Here is a 17,714-nt window from a genome sequence, read left to right as displayed (position 1 = left end):
TGTGAGGATTTTCAAGATGAGGGCCGTCGGCTACTCACGCCTGATCCATCACCTGGAACTGACCGCAGTTCCTCTGCGTTACAAAGCAGTCATCGAGCCTGTCACACGCGTTCAGCTTATCGGCCACACACTGGCCGTCCCCGCCGCCATGGCACCAGAACCTGACAACCTTCTCGAACATGTGTTGTTCGCACTGAAACACGAAGGGATCAACCTGGCCGTGCTTGCTCAAGCTTTACCCTTCATCCCGGCCGAGCACTTTGAGTCAGCCTTCACACAGGCACCTAACGGTATCTACGTCAGAAAAGCCTGCTATTTATGGGAAATGTTCACAGGTAAACAGCTTGACCAAGCGGCACGCATACGGGTGCCTTACGCTCCGCTGTTCGACCCGCAACGCTATATCACCAGGCCTGGCCCTCGTAATCAGAAGTGGCGTATCGAGTTCAACGGCCTGGGTGACTTTACCTATTGTGCGACGGTCGAGCGCACGCCCGTTATCACAGGGTTGCTTGAGCACGACATACTCTCAAGAGCAAAAGCTTTCATGGCGGAGCTACCGCCGGTGATGATGGACCGCGCACTCAATTGGGCCTATCTGCACGAAACCAAAGACTCATTTGCCATTGAGCGAGAGGCGCCCTCAGAGAGTAAATCGCGACGTTTTATCCAACTCCTGCGCCAAGCTCATGAACGCCAGCCCCTTACAGAGGAATATCTGGTGGCACTACAGAATGCCACCCTCTCCAACCCCCTCGATTCAGCGGCAGCGTTCAGGCATGAGCAAAACTATCTTTCAGACAGTTCACAGGGCGCGGCAGGGGTGACTTACCTTCCTCCGCCTCCAGCATTGTGCAGAGAGTTGATGGAAAGCCTGATGGGTTTCGCTAATGAAGCGCCGTCGCAGATTGACCCGCTGGTGTGTGCCGCCATCATTTCGTTCGGCTTCGTATTGATACACCCCTTCCTGGATGGCAATGGGCGTCTGTCCCGCTTTCTCATTCACCAAGCGTTGTGCCGGGCCGGAGCGTTGGAAAATGGGCTGCTGCTGCCTGTGTCAGTGGCCATGAAACACCAAGAGTTGCGCTACCTTGAGGCATTACAGTCGTTCTCAAGGCCAGTTCGCGACTTCTGGGAAGTTCAGTGGATCGATTTCGGCAAATACAGCTTCGAGTTCAAAGGCCACGAAGCCGTCTATCGTTATTGGGATGCGACGCCGTGCGTGGCCTTCACGCTCGACATGGCCAGAATGGCCCTTGAAGTGGAACTGCAAAAGGAAGTCGATTTCCTGGCCAGTTACGACGCTGTCTATCGGGCAGTGGACAATCAGTATGATGTCCGTGGCAGCGACTTGGCCAACCTGGTGATGATGTGCCTAACCAATGATGGCATCGTATCCAGGAACCGGCGCAAGCAATACCAATACACCGTTCCGGTCGAGGTATTCGACTTCATCGAACAGCAGTCGCAACACATCCTTGCGACACAACGGGCCGAAGCCAAGCAGGAGTGAGCGCACTCACTCGCTGCCTTGGCGCTAGTGCACTCAATGCACCCTGTTCATCCCCCGCTCCATATCGTCGATCAATGCCTTGGCCATCTCGCTGAGAATCCGCGCTGCACTGCCGGCAACGCGGTCATTCTCCATTTCCGCTTCGGTGGTCAGGTGGCGGATGCAGCCGAGCAGTACGGACAGCTGAGAGAAGGCGTGGTTGAAGGGGACGTCAGGTTGCAGGCGGAACAGGTCGAAGGTTTCCTCGCCTGCGGTGGAAGACGCTGTGGGATCGTCGCGCATTGTGTTGGTCCTCGGCTCAGGCGCTGGCGCGGGTGTGGTCGCACAAGGCGTTGATCATCCGGCACAACAGGCGGATGTTCATACCCATCGCATCACGCATCAGGCCAGGGCTACTGTCTAGCAGGGCGGAGGTGGTCTGCTCCACAGTCAGGGTCAGGGCGCGGATCAGCAGGTCGCACGTTTCGGCGCAGGGAGGGTCTTGGAGTGTGATGAGGGGTGGGTCGAGCAGAAGGAGGGTTGCGGGCGGTGGGTCGGGGACGATTTTTTTCATGGTGGGGCTCCGTATGCGGAAAGAAAAAACTACCGTCCTCCTCGTCTCACGGAATTGGGTGGCAGTCGTGCACGGAGTGAGACCCGGGACATACGGTAACCCCGGCCAGGCCTAAGCCTGCCCGCGCACGACCGCCATGAAGCGGTGCTACCGAATGCAAACCGGGTGTCTCACGCCCGATCGCCTTGCGAGGCGACCCGAGGACATTATTCCTGGGGCATCTCCCCGCCTAGACAGCACCTTCCGACAGGCGCGTAGGATAGTTCGCCTGATAGCGAGAGCTGAAGCATTTGGTTTCAGATTCGGAAATGTCTTACATATTCGGGGTGTTCGACGTTAGAGGTTCGGCGCCCTCAAGACCGAGCGCCGCCCGCGCGGCGCTTCGCAGCACAAGGCTGCTCCTACATTTTTCGGGCCAGTTATTCCTGCCCCATCGGCGCGCGGCCCATTGGTGCATGGCACGATATCGAATCCTACAAACAAGGCGATCGCGCGCCGCCTTCACAGGCGTGACTGGCCCAAAAAAATGTAGGAGCAGCCTTGTGCTGCGAAGCGCCGCGCGGGCGGCGCTCGATCTCATAGGCGCCGCAGCTCTATCGCCAAACACCTTCGCCCCTCAAAACGATCAAGGCGTGCCGCCCCCCTTCCATCCCCCACCCAACGCCAAAAACACCCCAATCTGCCCCACCGCCACCTGGCTATTCGCCGCCGCCAACTGCGCGCGCATATCGGTATACGTCCGCGTCGCCTGCAAATCCGCCAGGAACGACTCACGCCCAGCCTGGTAATACCGGTGCGTCTGGTCCGCCGCTTCCTTGGCCGACTTCTCTGCCTCGGCCAATGCATCACGCCGGTCGAGCAAGGCGCTGTACTGCGCCAGCCGGGTCTGGGTCTCGCGGATGGCGTTCAACACCACGCCGTCGAAATGCGCCAGCGCCGCTTGGGTGGAGGCTTCGGCCATGCGGATGCGGGCACGGGTGCCGTTGGTGGGGATGGTCCAGCTGATCTGTGGGCCAAAGCCCCAGCGGTTGGTGGAGGGCTCGCCAAGGTTCTCGAGGATACCGATGGTGCCCACCTGGGCGCCGATGCTGATGTCCGGGTACAGCGCGCCCGTGGCCACGCCAATGTATGCGGTGGCGGCCGCCAGTTGGCGCTCGGCCTGGCGCACGTCGGGGCGGCGTTTGAGCAGCGCGGCACCGTCGCCTACCGGGATCAGTTGGGCCAGGTGCGGCAGTTCGGCGCAATCGGCGGTGCCGGCGGGCAACTGCTCGACCGGTTTGGCCAGCAATGCAGCGAGGGTATACAAGCCCGTCTCGCGCTCGGCCTTGAAGCGTGGCAGTTCGGCGCGCAGGGATTTGAATTGGGTCTGCGAGCGGGTGACCTGGGTTTCGTCGCCTCGGCCGGCATCGCGCAGGCGCTGGTTCAGCTTTACGCCTTGCTCCTGCAGGTCCAGCGACTCGCGGGCAATGTGGTATTCCTCGTTGGCCGAGCACACCTGGGTATAGGCCTTGACCACATCCGCCACCAGGGTAATGCGCGCGGTGTCCGCTGCGGCCTGCACCGCGTCGGCGTTGGCCTTGGCCGCCTCGGTGCCGCGCTTGAACGTGCCCCACAGGTCGAACTGGTAGGAGGCGCTGATGATGGCTTCACCGATATTGGCCACGGGTACCTTCTCGGGCAGCAAAAAGGCCTCGCCAGACTCCTGCAAGCGCTGAGCGCCAGCCTTGATGCCACCACTGAAACCGCCCTGCGATTCGGCCACTTCGACTTGGGCGCGGGCCTTGGCGATGTTGGCCGCGGCCACCCGCAGCTCGGTATTGGCGCTCAATGCCTGGCGCACCAGTTGGTTGAGGCGCTGATCCTGGTACAGCTGCCACCAGTCTTCGGGTACCGGCGCCGACACCACACTGTCGGCGTCCTGGCGTAGCGGGCCGTTGAGGTCGCTGCGCTGCACGGCCGCGTCTTTCGGCACTTCGTAATCCGGGCCAACCAGGGCACAGGCACCGAGGGACAGGGCCATGCCCACCAGCATCAGGCGTTTCATGGGCGCTTGTCCTCGATGATCGACACCGTTGCCGTGCGCCCGGCGATCATGCGGAAGTCATCCGGCACTTCGTCGAAGGCGATACGCACCGGAATCCGCTGGGCCAGGCGCACCCAACTGAACGCCGGGTTGACGTTGGGCAGCAGGTTGGCGCCGCTGCTGCGGTCGCGGTCTTCGATGCCGGCGGCAAAGCTTTGTACGTGGCCGCGCAGGCGGGTGTTGTCGCCCATCACGCGGATGTCCACGGCATCGCCGATGTGAATGCCACCGAGCTTGGTTTCTTCGAAGTAGCCATCGACGTGGTACGAGGCGCTGTCGACCACCGACAGTACCGGGCGGCCGGCGGTGACGAATTCGTGGTTACGCGGGGCGCGGTCGTTGAGGTAGCCGTCCACCGGGCTGCGTACCACCGAGCGATCGAGGTTGAGCTGTGCAGTATCGACAGCCACCTGTGCCTCGTTGACCGCCGAGCGGGCGCGGGCTTCGCGGGACTGGCTCTCTTCCAGTTGCTCGGCCGCGACCAGGTTGCCCAGCTTGCGGTTACGGCGCGTCTCGCGGGCAGCCTGGGCCAGGGTTTCCTCGCGCTCGGCGAGTGTCGCCTTGGCCTGGCGCAGGGCCAGGCTGAAGCGGTCCTGGTCGATGGTGAACAGCACGTCGCCGCGCTTGACCACCTGGTTGTCACGCACCTCGACCTTCTGGATCAGCCCGGACACATCCGGGGCGATCTGGATCACATCAGCGCGGATGTGGCCGTCGCGGGTCCAAGGGGCGAACAGGTAGTAGCCCACCATCTGCCACACGAGCACGGCGGCGAAACTCACGACCAGCAAGGTCAGGACCACACGGCCCAGGGTCAGCAAAGGTTTTTTCATGGCAGCATCAGGTTTCGGCAAAAGTGGTCGACCGCGCCCAGCATCACGGCGTAGAGGGCAACGTTGAACAAAGCCCGGTGCCAGACCAGGCGGTAGAAATGCAGGCGCACAAGCAAGGCGTGCACGCCCAGAAACAGCAGGTAGGTGAACACCATCATCACCAGCAGCGTGGGCAGAAACACCCCGCTGATATCCAGATCACCGATCACAGTGGGGCTCCATCGATGCCGGGGGGCAGTTGCGGTTGTTCGGTCGGCTCGAGCATCACCTCGACCCCAGGCAGCAAGGCCAAGCGCAGGCCACTCAGGGCATGCAGCAGGTGCACGCGGGCATCGCCGCGGTCGTTGTGGTCGTCCAGCGCCAGCCCTTGCCGCGCGCGCTCCATGTTGCGCAACAGCGTGGCCGGGGCGTGCAGGCGTTGGTTGGCGCGCAGGCAGGCGGCGTAGTGGGCGCCGACTTCCTCGATGACCGTGGCCAGGCGCTCACGGGCCTGCGGGTTGGCGCGGGGCATGTAGGCCAGCAGGTCGAGCAGGTTCAGGCCTACGCGCAGGTCACGCAGCGCCACGCCGCTGTCCTGGCCGGTCTGCGACAAGCGTGGCAGGTGCTGCATCAGGCGGTCGAGCATCTGTACGCCCACCTGGCGGTGTTCGGCCAGGGTGGCGGGCTGGGTCATCTCGACGATGTCGCGCCAGGCGAAGCGGGTCATGCGCTTGGCTGCCAACTCGACGCCGAACGGGCGCAGCAGCAAGGTCCAGATGAACGCGAACAGCAGCCCCACCGGGCCGGCCAGGTTGGCGTTGATGAAGGTCAGGAAGTCTGCGTCGTACGCGCCCTGGATGCTGATGAAGGTGGCGGTGTTGACGATGGTCAGCAAGGTGCCGAGGTAGAAGCGCGGCTGCACGGTCAGCGTGCCGACGCAGATGAACGGCACGGCGAATGCCAGCACCAGCATCGGGAAGTCGTGCAGGTTGGGCAGCACCAGGAACAGGTAGACGCTGGAGAAGATCACCGACATCAGCGTCCAGAAGAAGAACCGGTAGATCTGCGGCGCCGGGTCGTCCATTGCGGCAAAGAAGCTGCAGGCTACGGCGGCGAGGATGACCGCACTGCCGCCGTCGTTCCAGCCGAGCAAAATCCATAAACCGCTGGCGACGATGATCGCGGTGACGGTGGAGAACACCGAGTACAGCATCAGGCCCCGGTCGAAGAAGGGCGTCAGGCGGCTCAAGCGCCAGTGGCGGTAAGCGGCGCGCCAGGGCGTGGCGTCGTCCTTGCGCAGGGCGTGCTGGAGGGTGCAGCAGTCTTGCCAAAGGTCGACCCACTCGGTCAGGCGATACAAGGCGTTGGACAGCAGCAGGCCGGCGCGCTGGTCCAGTGCGGCGGCGCTGGGTTGCAGGCGGGTGATCTGCTCGTGCAAGGCGGCCCAGGGCGCCAGTGAGGCATCGTCGGCAGTGCCTTTGAGCCACTCGCGGGCCTCGGCCAGCAACGGTTGCAACTGGGCGAACTGCACAGGCGCACGGCCTTCGAGGGCGACCAGGGCGTCGTCCAGGGCGTCGATCACCGGCAGCAGGTGGATCATCCGCCCACGCAGCTCGCTGGCGTTCTTCAGGGTGTGGGGGCCGGCACCCTCGTGGCCGAGCTGGCCGATCATCATTTCCAGGGTGTTGAACGTGGCCACCATCGAGGCACGCATGCCGCCCACCTTGTCGGCGGCGACGTCACGGGCCAGGTAGGTATCACTGTAGCGGATCGCCTCGGCAAACCAGTTGCCGGTCGAGCCGACCACCACCGGGGCCAGGCGGCGCGGCCAGAAGATTGCACCGACCACGGCCGCGCAGACGATGCCCAGGCAGATTTCCTGAGCCCGCGACGAGGCCACATCGAACACCGCGGTGGGGTTGTCGACCACGGCCAGGGCAATCATCGGTAGCGTGTAGCCCGCCAGCATCAGCACGTAGTTGTTGGCGGTGCGCAGGTTCAGCGAGAGGAACAGCAAGGTGCCGGTCCACAAGGCGATGGCGACGCTCAGCAACAGCGGCGATTGCACCAAGGGTGGCACCAGGAATATCGCCCCGCCGGCCCCGAGCAAGGTGCCCAGGGCGCGGTACAGGGCCTTGGAACTGGTCGGGCCGACGAACGGGCTGGAGACGATGTAGACGGTAGCCATCGCCCAGTACGGGCGCGGCAGCTGCATGAGCAGGGCAATGTACAGGGCGATCATCGACGCGGCGAAGGTGCGCACGCCATAGAACCAATCGCGGGCTGGGGGGACCGAGCTGAAGAATCCGTTCATGCTGCCCCGCCGGGTGTGCCGAGGCCGGCGGCTTCGAACGCGCGCAGCACGCGCAAGGCGGCCTCGAGGTCAGCCTGGTCGATGCCCTGCAGCACCTCACGGCGCAAGCGCACCAACTCGGCTTCGATGGATTCGGCCAAAGTGCGGCCTTCGGCGGTCAGGCTCAGGGCCTTGGCGCGGCGGTCGAGAGGGTCCTCGCTGCGGCACACCAGCCCGGCCTTGCACAGCTGGTCGAGCAGGCGTACCAGCGACGGGCTTTCGAGGCCAGCGGCCTGAGCCACCGCCACCTGATGCACGCCGTCGCCCAGGCGCACGATCATCAACAGTGGCGCGGCGCAGGCTTCAGAAATGCCGTAGCCCGTCAGAGCCGCGTGGCAGATGCGCCGCCAATGGCGAGCGGCAACCACCATGCCGCTGCTGACTTGCAGGCGCAGGAGATCAAGGGTCATGAAGGGAACCAAGGATATTCATAGTTTGCTAACTATCAATATACGCCTCGCCCTCCCCCTGTCGTCAACAGTGGGCGACGGGTAGCGTGGGTGAAATTCTGTTCATGCGTGGTCTTTAGCCCGCGAGAGCAACTGTGTTGCACATTCCCTGTGGGAGCGGGTTTACCCGCGAACACCGGCGAAGCCGGTGCCATGTACCGCGTTGCCTGCTTCGCGGGTAAACCCGCTCCCACAGGGCCCGCGACCTCCCACTGCACAGGTTCAGGGCTGGACCTGGTCTTCCAGCTTCATCGTCAGCGCCAGCGTGCTGCCCATCTGCACGGCCCGGTCGCGCCAGTCGAGGTAACGCGCGCGGTCGCGGCTGCTGAAGTGCACCGCCAGCTCCTCGGCCGCCTGCATCACCCCGGCCGCAGCCGCCAGCTCAAGCCAATACAGCGCGCCTTTGATATCGGCCTCCACATACAGGCCATGCATCAGCCGGTACCCCACCTCGAACCGGCACCGCGCTTCGCCCCGCTGGGCACCGCGCAAAAACCATTGGTAGGCCTGTATCAGGTCGACCTGCCAGTCCAGGTCGCCATCGCACACTTCTTCTTCATACAAGTCACCGAGCGCGGCGGCAGCATGCAACATACCGCGGTCAAACGCCTGCCGATAACACTCGGCCGCCTGCACGTAAGACGTGTCGATGCCTTTGCCGAAGTAATGCTGCTGGCCCAGGTTGAACCAGGCCGCGGCGTTACCCTGCAAGGCCGCCATGCGCAACAGGTGGCCGGCCAGCACGGTGTCGGCACGCCAGTACTTGCCATTGAGCCAGATCCAGCCGAGGTCATTCAGTGCGGCCACGCTGCCTTGCAGCGCTTGGCGGCGCAGGTCGGCGTACACACCCTGCAAATCGCTGGCCTCGTCCAGGCGGCTGACCAGCAACGACCGCTGGCTGGGCAGCCCGACCCCGGCAAACAGCCGATGACGCCTCCCGGCAGGGGCTGGCGGGGCGATGACCCGCTCTGGCAGAAGACGGGCAAGCAGCGAATGGATATTGCTGGCAGCAGACATGTTCATCCTCATTGAACGACACACAACCTCGACCTCGGCTGTGATGAGGCGTGATTCTGCGTGACGTCACGACAAAACCTGTCGCGAACGATTCGGCACGAGGCAACCAAATGCGACTTCCTTGATCTGAGCAGGCTGTGGCCAATTGCCATGCCCCGCTCGTGCCGCCATCCTATTGCGGCAAGCCTAGACAAGGACGTTATCTTTTGCCGTTCGCCACCACTCGCGCCACCCTCAGTCGTCAGTGGGCGCTGCTGCGCCAACTGCCCAGCCGCTCCCCAGGCATCACCAGCGCCGAGCTGGTGTGGCGCCTGCGTGATGTGGGGTTCAATGTCAGCAAACGCACGGTTGAGCGCGACCTCAACGAGTTGTCGCTGATTTTTCCGCTGGAGCGCAATGACAAGAGCATACCGTTCGGCTGGCACTGGTCGTCGAGTGCCGTGGGCGAGCTGCGTGGCAATTTCGACTTGCTGACGTACTTGCGCGGTGATGCGCTGCAGCCGGCCCAAGGCGAGGGGGTAGAGCTGGTGGCGCGGGTCAGTGATGCCTTGGCGCGGCAGTTGCGCGAGGCGCCGTTGAGCAGCGACATGCAGCTGACGGCGCTGGAGCATGGGCATCGGTTGCGGGCCACGGTAAGCGATGGCTGGCCGCTGCGTTGGTGGCTGCTGAGCCAGGGGGATGGGGTGGTGGTTGAGCAACCAGAGGGGTTGCGCGAAGAGATTGGCAAGATGCTGAGCAATGCGGCGGCTCAGTACCAGAATCCATAGCCTGTATCGGCCTCTTCGCGGGCAAGCCCGCGAAGAGGCCGGAGCAGGCTTACTGGCTAGCGCTGCATCCCCCACCGCCGCACGGTCAGCCGCTCCAGGGTGTTGAACACCAACCCCTCGACCAGCAAACCAATCAAGATCACCACCGCCAACCCGGCAAACACCTTGTCGGTGTACAGCTCGTTGCGGTTCTGGAAGATGTACCAACCCAGCCCGCCCTTGCCGCTGCTGGCGCCAAACACCAGTTCGGCGGCAATCAAGGTGCGCCAGGCAAACGCCCAGCCGATCTTCAAGCCCGACAGAATCGACGGCAAGGCCGCCGGCACCAGGATGTGCAGCACCAAGCGCAGGCCCTTGAGGCCATAGTTGCGACCGGCCATGCGCAACGTCTCGGACACCCCGAGAAAGCCCGCATACGTATTCAGCGCCAGCGCCCATAGCACCGAGTGCACCAGCACGAAGATCAGGCTGTTGTCGCCCAGGCCGAACCACAACAGCGCCAGCGGCAGCAAGGCGATTGCCGGCAAGGGGTTGAACATGGAGGTCAAGGTGCCCAGCAGGTCACGGCCAAGCTGGGTCGACACCGCCAGGCTGGTCAAGCCGAACGCCAGCACAATACCCAGCACATAGCCCTTGAGCAGGATCACCAGCGACACGCCGACCTTGGCGGGCAACTCGCCACTAAGCAGGCCGTCCCACAGCGCAGCAGAGGTTTGCAGAAAGCTTGGCAGCAGCAGGTCGTTGCCTTGATAGCGGGCCACGGCCTCCCACAGCGCGGCGATCACCACCAGGATGACAGCCTTGCGCAGCCAGCCTTGCTGCCACAAGCGCTGGGCTAAGGGCAGTTGGCGTTCCAGAGGCACACTGAGCAGCGGCTCCAGCTGCACCTCGTATTCCTGACGTACAGGTGTAGTGGTCATGGCTGAAGCTCCTGTCAGTAGGCGATACGGATATCGTTGAAGCCAAGGTCGTCGGCCTGCTCGGGCGTGTCCGCCTCATCGAACAACAGGCGATGGATACGCCGGGCACTGGCCTGGAAATCGGCCGCGCCCAGGCTGCCAAGGTCGTACTGATGGCTGTGTACCTCGGCCCGTACCCGGCCTGGGTGCGGCGACAGCAGCAAGATGCGGTTGCCGACCACCAGCGCTTCTTCGATGGAGTGGGTCACGAACAGCAGGGTAAAGCGCACCTCTTCCCACAGCAGCAGCAGCTCTTCCTGCATCTTGCGCCGGGTCAGCGCGTCCAGCGCGGCGAACGGCTCGTCCATCAGCAGGATCTTCGGCTGGGTGGCCAAGGCCCGGGCAATCGCCACGCGCGCCTTCATGCCGCCAGAAAGGGTGTGTGGGTAGGCATCGGCAAAGGCGGCCAAGCCGACTTTGTCCAGGTAGTGCAGCGCCCGGTCCTCGGCCTCGGCACGCTTGAGCTGGCCCGATACCAGCAAAGGGAACATGACGTTCTGCTTTACCGTCTTCCAGGGTGGCAACTGGTCGAACTCTTGAAACACCACGATGCGGTCAGGGCCGGGGCCTTTGACGGGCTGGCCCTGCAGCAGAATCTGCCCTTCCTGGGGCTCGATGAACCCGGCCACGGCCTTGAGCAAGGTGGACTTGCCGCAGCCCGAAGGCCCCAGCAAGACGAAACGGTCGGCGCGGTCGACTTCGAAACTGACCTGGTGGGTGGCCCGCACCACGCGTTGCGCGGTGCGGTATTCGAGGCTGAGGTTATCCACCGAGAGCAGCGGTGGCGTGGCGACACGGCTCAGGTTGCTGGCCGCGTGGCCTGGCAATGGGGCGGTCATGATCGATCAGCTCCCTTGCAACGGGCGTTCATCCTGGAAGAAGTAATCCTTCCACGACTCCGGCTTGTGCTTGATGGCGCCAACCCGATACAGGAAATCCGCCAGTTTGTAGGTGTTCTTCGGCGTTACCGTGAACTCGTACTGCGGGTTGTTGATCAGCTTGATCAGCACATCGCGGTCGATCTTGGCCTTGGTCACGCGGATGTACGTGTCAGCAGCGGCGGCCTTGTCCTTCTGGGCGAAGTCTGCGGCCTCGGCCAGCGCGTCGACGAAGGCTTTGTAGGTCTTGGGGTTGTCCTTGCGGAATTTTTCAGTGGCGAACAACAGGGTCGGCGAGTTGGGGCCAAGCAGGTCGTAGCTGTTGAGCACAACGTGCACATCCTTGTTGGCCAACGCCTGGTCCTGGAACGGCGGGTTGGAGAAGTGCCCGTTCAGTTCGGTGCCACCGGCGATCAGCGCGGCCGTGGCATCGGGGTGCGGTACGGCCAGGGTGTACTTGTCGAGGCGGTTGTATTCCTTGTCGCCCCACTGCTGGGCGGCGGCGTACTGCAGGAAGCGCGACTGCACGGAGACGCCCACGGCTGGCACGGCGATGCGGTCTTTCTCGGAGATGTCAGCGATGGTCTTCACATTCGGGTTGCTGCTGACCAGGTAATACGGGAAGTTGCCAAGCGAGGCGACCGCCTTCACGTTCTGCCGGCCTTTGGTGCGGTCCCAGACGGTCAGCAGCGGGCCAACGCCAGCACCGGCGATATCCACCGAGCCGGACAACAGCGCATCGTTGATGGCCGCGCCGCCCGAGAGCTGGGCCCAGTCGACTTCAATGTCGACGCCCTGTTCTTTACCGTGTTTTTCGATCAGGTGCTGGTCACGCACCACGTTCAACAACAAGTAGACGATGCCAAATTGTTCCGCGATGCGGATTTTGCCTTCGGCCTGGGCCACGGCGGGGGCCGCCAGGCTGCCGACGACCAGGCTCGCGCCCAGGCCAATGCTTGCCGCCAGGCGGCTGATGGATTTACGCATGGTGTGTTTCCTCAGTCGTCAGAACGGGGCATCGCCCTGGATGGTGGTGCGATAGAGCTTGCGCCGCAGGTGCGCGGGGCAGCCGGTGGCGAGGTGGATCAGCGAACGGTTGTCCCAGAACACCAAGTCGTGGGGCTGCCACTGATGGCGGTAGATGTTCTGCTCGAGCACGCTCAGGGCATACAGCTGCTGCAGCACGTCGCGGCTTTCGTCGTCCGGCAGGCCGACGATGCGGGTGGTGAAGCCTTCGCTGACGAACAGCGCTTTGCGGCCGTTTTCCGGGTGGGTGCGTACCACCGGGTGGATCACTTCCTGCACTTGGGCCAATTGCTCGGCGCTGAGGGCCGGGCGCCAGTTGCCTTTAAACTTGGTCTCGGCATACCGGGCCGTGTAGGAATGGGCCGCGTTGCGGCCGGCGATTACCTTGCGCAGGGCTTCGGGCACGGCGTCCCAGGCTTTGTGCATATCGGCGAACAGCGTATCGCCGCCCTCGCTGGGCAGCTCCTGGGCATGCAGCATCGAACCCAGGCTGGGGAGCTCTTTATACGACAGGTCCGAATGCCAGAACTTGCCAGCATCGCCCAGGCCGACGTTGCGACCGTCTTCGACGATGTTGGAAACGATCAGGATTTCGGGGTGCCCGGTCAGCAGGAACTGCTTGAGCACATGAATCTGCAGCTCGCCGAAACGGCGGCTGAAGCTGATCTGTTGCTCCGGGGTGATGCGCTGGTCGCGGAACACCAGTACATGGTGATCAAGGTGGGCGCGATGAATTTGGGTGAAATCCTCGGCGTTGACCGGTCGGGTCAGGTCCAGGCCGATGATCTCGGCACCGACGGCACCGGAGAACGGGCGGATTTCAAAGCTTTGCGGCTGGGCGCTGTCGATGGACGACAAGGCGTTCGAGGCGGCGGACATGGTTCACTCCCACGCAGTGCGCGACGTCAAAGGCGCGCAACGATCAGAAACGCACGGGGATTTCCCGTGTGGGTTCAAGTCGTGCGGCGCATCGATTGGTCGACGGGTACGCAGTGGAAGCAACTATAAAGTCATAAGAAAGATATTTTAAATATCTTTAATGAATAACCATATCACTGTAGATCGGGGCTGATCCGCGCTCAGATCAACCCGCCCTGCTCTTCTTCATCGATCAGGTTGTTCAGGCTGCCCAGCGCCTTGCGCGCCTTGGAACGGTTAAGCAGCTTGGCCTGCGCCCCGGCCGGCAGGTCGGTGATGCTGAACACACCCTTGGCGGTCAGCACATCGATCAAGTCCTCAAGCACGCGGATCATGTCCAGGTCACTTTGCTTGAGCTCTTTGAGGCTGTTTTCCACTTCGTCGTCGGCAAACCATTCCTGGACGTCGGCATGGTCAGCAGGGAGTATTTCGGTGAATTCGTCAAAAGAGGCTGCTTCTACCCGCAGCAACTGGCCGCTAGCGTTGCGTTGCACGTAGAACATGGCGGTGTCCCTCGTCACGTTGGTTCCTTGTTGGTAGACAGCAGCATAGGCAAAGATTCCCGGGCACGCAGGCCCGGCGCACGAGTATGCGCTGTCAGGGGAAGGCAGGAAAGAGCCGGCACCCACCCGGGCGGTCGTTTCGACCGCCCGGGTGGGCTGGGCATCAGCTGTCTTTGTTATCGATACGGATAGTCGGGTCGCCACCGCTGATCAACGAGTTGATCGAGGTATTGGACCAGTTGACCCCTTCCAGCTTGATCGTCACATCGGCGTTGGCCAGGCCACCGGTGGCGTTGAGCTTGCCCTCGCTGCTGACCTGCAGCGTCGAGGTGCCGTCCACCGTGGTGATCTTCAGGTAGTTGTCGATGGTGCTGCCCTTCTCGAACTGAAGTAGATCCTTCAGATCGATGCGGTCACCCTCGGCCACCTTGAAGTCCTTGATCACGTCGTTGCCGACATCGCCCGACTTCCACACGAAGGTGTCCGCACCGCTACCGCCGATCAGGATGTCATCGCCTTGGCCACCGATCAGGATGTCCTTGCCGGTACCGCCCAACAGGATGTCGTTACCTTTGCCACCATCGAGCGTGTCATCGCCACCTTGGCCGAAGAGGATGTCGTTGCCATTGCCGCCCGACAGGAAATCCTTGCCGTCGTTGGCACCGGAGATATCGAACTCGGTGTAGTGCTCGGTGATGTACTGGTGGACATTGTTGGTGGTGATGGCACTGGCCTCGACACCGCTCTTCTGCGCAACGTACGCCTGCAGGGCTTGGTAGCCCTCGCTGACGACACCGTTGAGGGTGATCAGGTCACCGAAGATGATGTCGTTGCCGTTGCCGCCATCGACCTTGTCGGCGCCTGGCAGGGTAGCCTCGGAATGCCCGAGGATCGCGCTGGCCAGGTTGGATGGGTCGATATTGGCCTGCGGCTTGCCGGCGCTGTCGTATGGCTTCAGGTCAGTCAGGCTGACATCGCTGTTCAAACCAATTGCCTGCACCTTGCTTACACCGTTAGTCCCACCCAAGAGGGCGAAGCTGGCAGACGTGTTGTTCGCCGAATCCCAGTAGTTATAAGAATCGGCATAACCGGTACCGCCCAGGCCGGAGAACTCGTAGGTGCCATCCCCTTGAGCATGAATCGTCCCGATCGTGCGGGTGGAATCAAGCACCAGGTTGCCCCAACGGTTTTCTGTGTAGGTCAGCACTTTGAGGCTGCCTTCGCTATTGATTTCAACTTTGTGCGTTGCGTCGGCCCAGACACTGAAGGTCTCACCCACCTTGTAGTTGTTGACGTTGACTACGTCATCCAGGTACTTGCCGCCGCTCCACAGGCGGTAGTTGGTCGTTTCATTGGTCTGGTAATAAGTCGGCTTACCGTCGGTGATGAAGTAGGTCAGGTTCTCTGCACCGCTGTTACCGGTAGCCATGGTGCTCTTGAAGAAGTTGGCCGTGGTTTTGAACACATCCTCATAGTTGGTACCACCGCCGTAGCTTGAACCACCCACCATCGAGTCCAGCACCGCCTGAAGCTTGGTCAGTGCGTCGGTATCGGCAAGGTTGACCGCCACGTTCTTGTTTACCTGGGTATCGAAGTCGGCGATGAAGATATTCACCGTCCCCGAAGTATCAGCGCCCAGGCTGGCTTTCAGCGTCTGGAACACCGATGCCAACTGCGCCTTGGCCGCAGCGACGGACTGGGTGCTCATACTGCCCGAGCTGTCGACCATGAAGGCAATGTTGTAGTTCTTGCCCGCCACCACGTTCAGGCCAGCCACGTCGGCGACGATGATGTCGTTGCCTTCGCTGCCATTGATGGTGTCATCGCCCGAGGTACCCACCGTCGCCTTGTAGGTGGCGCCGTAGACAGTGACCGGGATCTTGCCGGTGATGCTGTCTGAACCGCCGAGGCTTTCGGTGGCCGTGGAGGTGACGGTGATGTCGAACGTGCCTTTGTAGTACGCCGGCGGGGTCAGGGTCAGGCCGCTGAGTTTCCAGCCTGTCACGTCCACCGGCGTACCGCCGACAGTCACGGTGTGGCCCGCGCCATCGCTCAGCACAGTCCCTTTCGGAATGCCGCTGAGGGTCACGCTCAAGGTCTCGGAACCATCGGTGTCGGTCAGGCCGGTGCTGATGCTGACCAGCTTGACCGAGCCACCTTCCGGCCCTTCGTTGAGCTTGTAGCCGTCGTAGTAGCTCTGGCCATTGACGGTGTGCAGATCGGACACGCCCAGGCCAGCGTTGGCCATCTCGGTCACGTTCTGGTACATCGGGATGTTACTGCTGCTCAGGTCGGTGACGGCACCGGAGCCCGCCTGAATGTTCAGGTCATAGCTACCAGGGCCTGATTGGTTGGCGTGGTAAACCTCGATCGGGTAGTAGCCGCTGGACGTTGGGGTGAAGGTGCCAGAAATCTGGCCACCCGCGCCCCAGGTCGCAGTTACCACGGTCTTGCCACCAATGGTGACCACCAGGCTGTCATCGGCGATGCCGCTGAAGGTGTAGGTCTTGCCGGCTTCCAGGAACAGCAGGCCCGACGTTTTCGAACCGGTGCCAGCGGTGACGCTGCCATCGGACTGCACGTTGGTGGTGGTCCCACTGGAGGTAGCACTGCCGGAGTTGGCAAAGACCGTTTTCAGCGCGTCGCCAGTGATGCCGTTGCCGTCGGTACCCAGCCCTTTGAGGGTGGTCCAGACTTCCTTGGTCAGGCCTTTGGACACGACATCGGTACTGCCAATCGTCAGGGTCGGTTTGTCGGCCACCGGACTGATGTCGACCTTCATGGTCACTTCGCTGCCCAAGTTGGTGCCGTCGTTCGGCTTGTACTTGAACTGCGCGTAGTCAGCCTGTTTGTTGCCGACGCCCGAGCCGCCATAGCCGTCGGTGCCCGACTCGTTCGCCTTCGGCACGAACTTCAGGTAGTTGCTGGTGATGTCGGCCTGGCTGACGACCTGGCCCGCTTTCACATCGACCCATGCGGTGCCGTTGTAGAACTTCAGGCTACCGTCGACCGGCAGCGAGGTGATGGTCACGAACAGGCCGGTGTTGCCATCGGCATCGGTGACCTTGAAGTCGTTCCAGGTGAACAGATAGTCGGTGTCTTCCACGCCATTGACCGCGCCGCCAGTCGAAACCGGCAGGTGGTCGTTGTCGAGGATGTTGGTGGTGACACTCGCCTTGGTGCTATCGACCTGCAGGTTTTCGAAGTTGCCACCGGTGGCAGCGCCGATGGTCACGGTGAAGTTCTCGGTACCTTCAACCAGCTTGTCGTCGATGGTCTTGATATCGAACGTGACGCTGCTGCTGTTGGCCGGGATCTTCACGGTGGTGACCGCGGTGTAGTCCTGGCCGTTAGCGGTGCCGCTGTAGGTCAGGGTAACGGTGACTTCCGTTTTAGCCGGGCTGCTCAGGGTGAGGGTGTATTTGCCGGTTTCACCTTCGGTCAACGAGGTGGTGCCGGTGATACCGATGGTGGTCACATCGCCCTGGTTGCCAGTGCCTGGGGTGCCGACACCTGGCTCGTCGTTGACCACGGTGGTGGCTGTGGTTTTGTCCAGCGTCAGCTGCTCGAACTTGCTGGCACCCGCGCCGCCTACCGACTGCAGCGCCAGGCCGACAGAGGTCTGGCCGATATACACATCATCCGGCGCAGCCACGTTGACGAAGCCTGTTGCACTGTTGGCCGGCACGTTGATGACGGTTTTGCCGTCGCTCAGCGTGAAGGTCAGGGCGCCGTGGTTGTTGATCGGCAGGCCATCTTTGCTGGTCAGAGTAACGGTGTAGGTGATCACACCGCCTTCGGTTACCGAAGGCGTGGCGGTCAGCTTGGCGATGACTTCGTTCGAGGTGTCCTTGATGTCCACCGAAGCCGAAGGCTTGCTGAC

At 62.4% G+C, this 17,714-nt stretch carries 15 protein-coding genes and 1 pseudogene; 2 read left to right on the top strand and 14 right to left on the bottom strand.

Translation table 11 applies throughout. From position 1 onward, the window contains the following. The first annotated feature begins 16 nt into the window (after positions 1 to 16). On the top strand, positions 17 to 1,513 hold the full coding sequence (locus tag D886_RS0117390) for a Fic family protein (protein ID WP_027595119.1): 1,497 nt from the start codon (positions 17 to 19) through the stop codon (positions 1,511 to 1,513). Positions 1,514 to 1,546: 33 nt separating this feature from the next. Here the strand turns inward: D886_RS0117390 and D886_RS0117385 are convergent, their stop codons facing one another. From D886_RS0117385 to D886_RS0117350, 8 genes are all read right to left on the bottom strand, one after another. Then, positions 1,547 to 1,795, bottom strand: coding sequence for a DUF3077 domain-containing protein (locus D886_RS0117385; RefSeq protein WP_027595118.1), 249 nt, complete (start codon positions 1,793 to 1,795; stop codon positions 1,547 to 1,549). 16 nt (positions 1,796 to 1,811) lie between these two features. Beyond that, the gene (locus D886_RS0117380) at positions 1,812 to 2,066 is read right to left on the bottom strand and encodes a hypothetical protein (protein ID WP_027595117.1); all 255 of its coding nucleotides are present in this window, start codon (positions 2,064 to 2,066) and stop codon (positions 1,812 to 1,814) included. A gap of 625 nt (positions 2,067 to 2,691) precedes the next feature. Then, the gene (locus D886_RS0117375; RefSeq protein WP_027595116.1) at positions 2,692 to 4,110 is read right to left on the bottom strand and encodes an efflux transporter outer membrane subunit; all 1,419 of its coding nucleotides are present in this window, start codon (positions 4,108 to 4,110) and stop codon (positions 2,692 to 2,694) included. Next, on the bottom strand, positions 4,107 to 4,982 hold the full coding sequence (locus tag D886_RS0117370) for an HlyD family secretion protein (protein WP_027595115.1): 876 nt from the start codon (positions 4,980 to 4,982) through the stop codon (positions 4,107 to 4,109). Before D886_RS0117370 ends, D886_RS0117375 begins: the two co-directional genes overlap by 4 nt. Next, positions 4,979 to 5,191: a DUF1656 domain-containing protein gene (locus tag D886_RS0117365; RefSeq protein WP_027595114.1), complete on the bottom strand. Its 213-nt coding sequence runs from the start codon at positions 5,189 to 5,191 to the stop codon at positions 4,979 to 4,981. Before D886_RS0117365 ends, D886_RS0117370 begins: the two co-directional genes overlap by 4 nt. Then, positions 5,188 to 7,275, bottom strand: a complete 2,088-nt coding sequence (locus tag D886_RS0117360) for an FUSC family protein (protein WP_027595113.1) — start codon at positions 7,273 to 7,275, stop codon at positions 5,188 to 5,190. The genes D886_RS0117365 and D886_RS0117360 overlap by 4 nt, the downstream gene beginning before the upstream one ends. Next, positions 7,272 to 7,724, bottom strand: a complete 453-nt coding sequence (locus D886_RS0117355; RefSeq protein ID WP_027595112.1) for a MarR family winged helix-turn-helix transcriptional regulator — start codon at positions 7,722 to 7,724, stop codon at positions 7,272 to 7,274. The genes D886_RS0117360 and D886_RS0117355 overlap by 4 nt, the downstream gene beginning before the upstream one ends. 261 nt (positions 7,725 to 7,985) lie before the next feature. After that, positions 7,986 to 8,780, bottom strand: a complete 795-nt coding sequence (locus D886_RS0117350; RefSeq protein WP_027595111.1) for a tetratricopeptide repeat protein — start codon at positions 8,778 to 8,780, stop codon at positions 7,986 to 7,988. Positions 8,781 to 8,986: 206 nt separating this feature from the next. On the opposite strand from D886_RS0117350, the gene D886_RS0117345 reads away from it, so the two are divergent. Further along, a complete protein-coding gene (locus D886_RS0117345; RefSeq protein WP_027595110.1) occupies positions 8,987 to 9,547 on the top strand; it encodes a WYL domain-containing protein in 561 nt (186 codons plus the stop codon). Between the two features lie 56 nt (positions 9,548 to 9,603). Here D886_RS0117345 and D886_RS0117340 read toward each other — a convergent pair whose 3' ends face one another. The 6 genes and pseudogenes from D886_RS0117340 to D886_RS0117315 all read right to left on the bottom strand — a co-directional run. Next, positions 9,604 to 10,467: an ABC transporter permease gene (locus D886_RS0117340; RefSeq protein ID WP_027595109.1), complete on the bottom strand. Its 864-nt coding sequence runs from the start codon at positions 10,465 to 10,467 to the stop codon at positions 9,604 to 9,606. A gap of 14 nt (positions 10,468 to 10,481) precedes the next feature. Beyond that, entirely contained in the window at positions 10,482 to 11,345 is an 864-nt protein-coding gene (locus D886_RS0117335; protein ID WP_027595108.1) for an ABC transporter ATP-binding protein, read from the bottom strand. Positions 11,346 to 11,351: 6 nt separating this feature from the next. Next, positions 11,352 to 12,371: an ABC transporter substrate-binding protein gene (locus tag D886_RS0117330; protein ID WP_027595107.1), complete on the bottom strand. Its 1,020-nt coding sequence runs from the start codon at positions 12,369 to 12,371 to the stop codon at positions 11,352 to 11,354. A gap of 18 nt (positions 12,372 to 12,389) precedes the next feature. Then, positions 12,390 to 13,289 (bottom strand): TauD/TfdA family dioxygenase, encoded by a 900-nt coding sequence (locus tag D886_RS0117325; RefSeq protein WP_027595106.1) that lies wholly within the window; start codon positions 13,287 to 13,289, stop codon positions 12,390 to 12,392. Between the two features lie 200 nt (positions 13,290 to 13,489). Then, the gene (locus D886_RS0117320) at positions 13,490 to 13,831 is read right to left on the bottom strand and encodes a hypothetical protein (RefSeq protein WP_027595105.1); all 342 of its coding nucleotides are present in this window, start codon (positions 13,829 to 13,831) and stop codon (positions 13,490 to 13,492) included. 163 nt (positions 13,832 to 13,994) lie between these two features. Continuing rightward, positions 13,995 to 17,702, bottom strand: a pseudogene (locus D886_RS0117315) (immunoglobulin-like domain-containing protein); the annotation flags it as partial. Positions 17,703 to 17,714: the final 12 nt, after the last annotated feature.

Source organism: Pseudomonas sp. LAIL14HWK12:I7, from assembly GCF_000483465.1.
Classification (GTDB): Bacteria; Pseudomonadota; Gammaproteobacteria; order Pseudomonadales; family Pseudomonadaceae; genus Aquipseudomonas; species Aquipseudomonas kermanshahensis.
The sequence above is the reverse complement of the archived record's forward strand: the minus strand, read 5'-3'. Positions and strand labels throughout refer to the sequence as shown.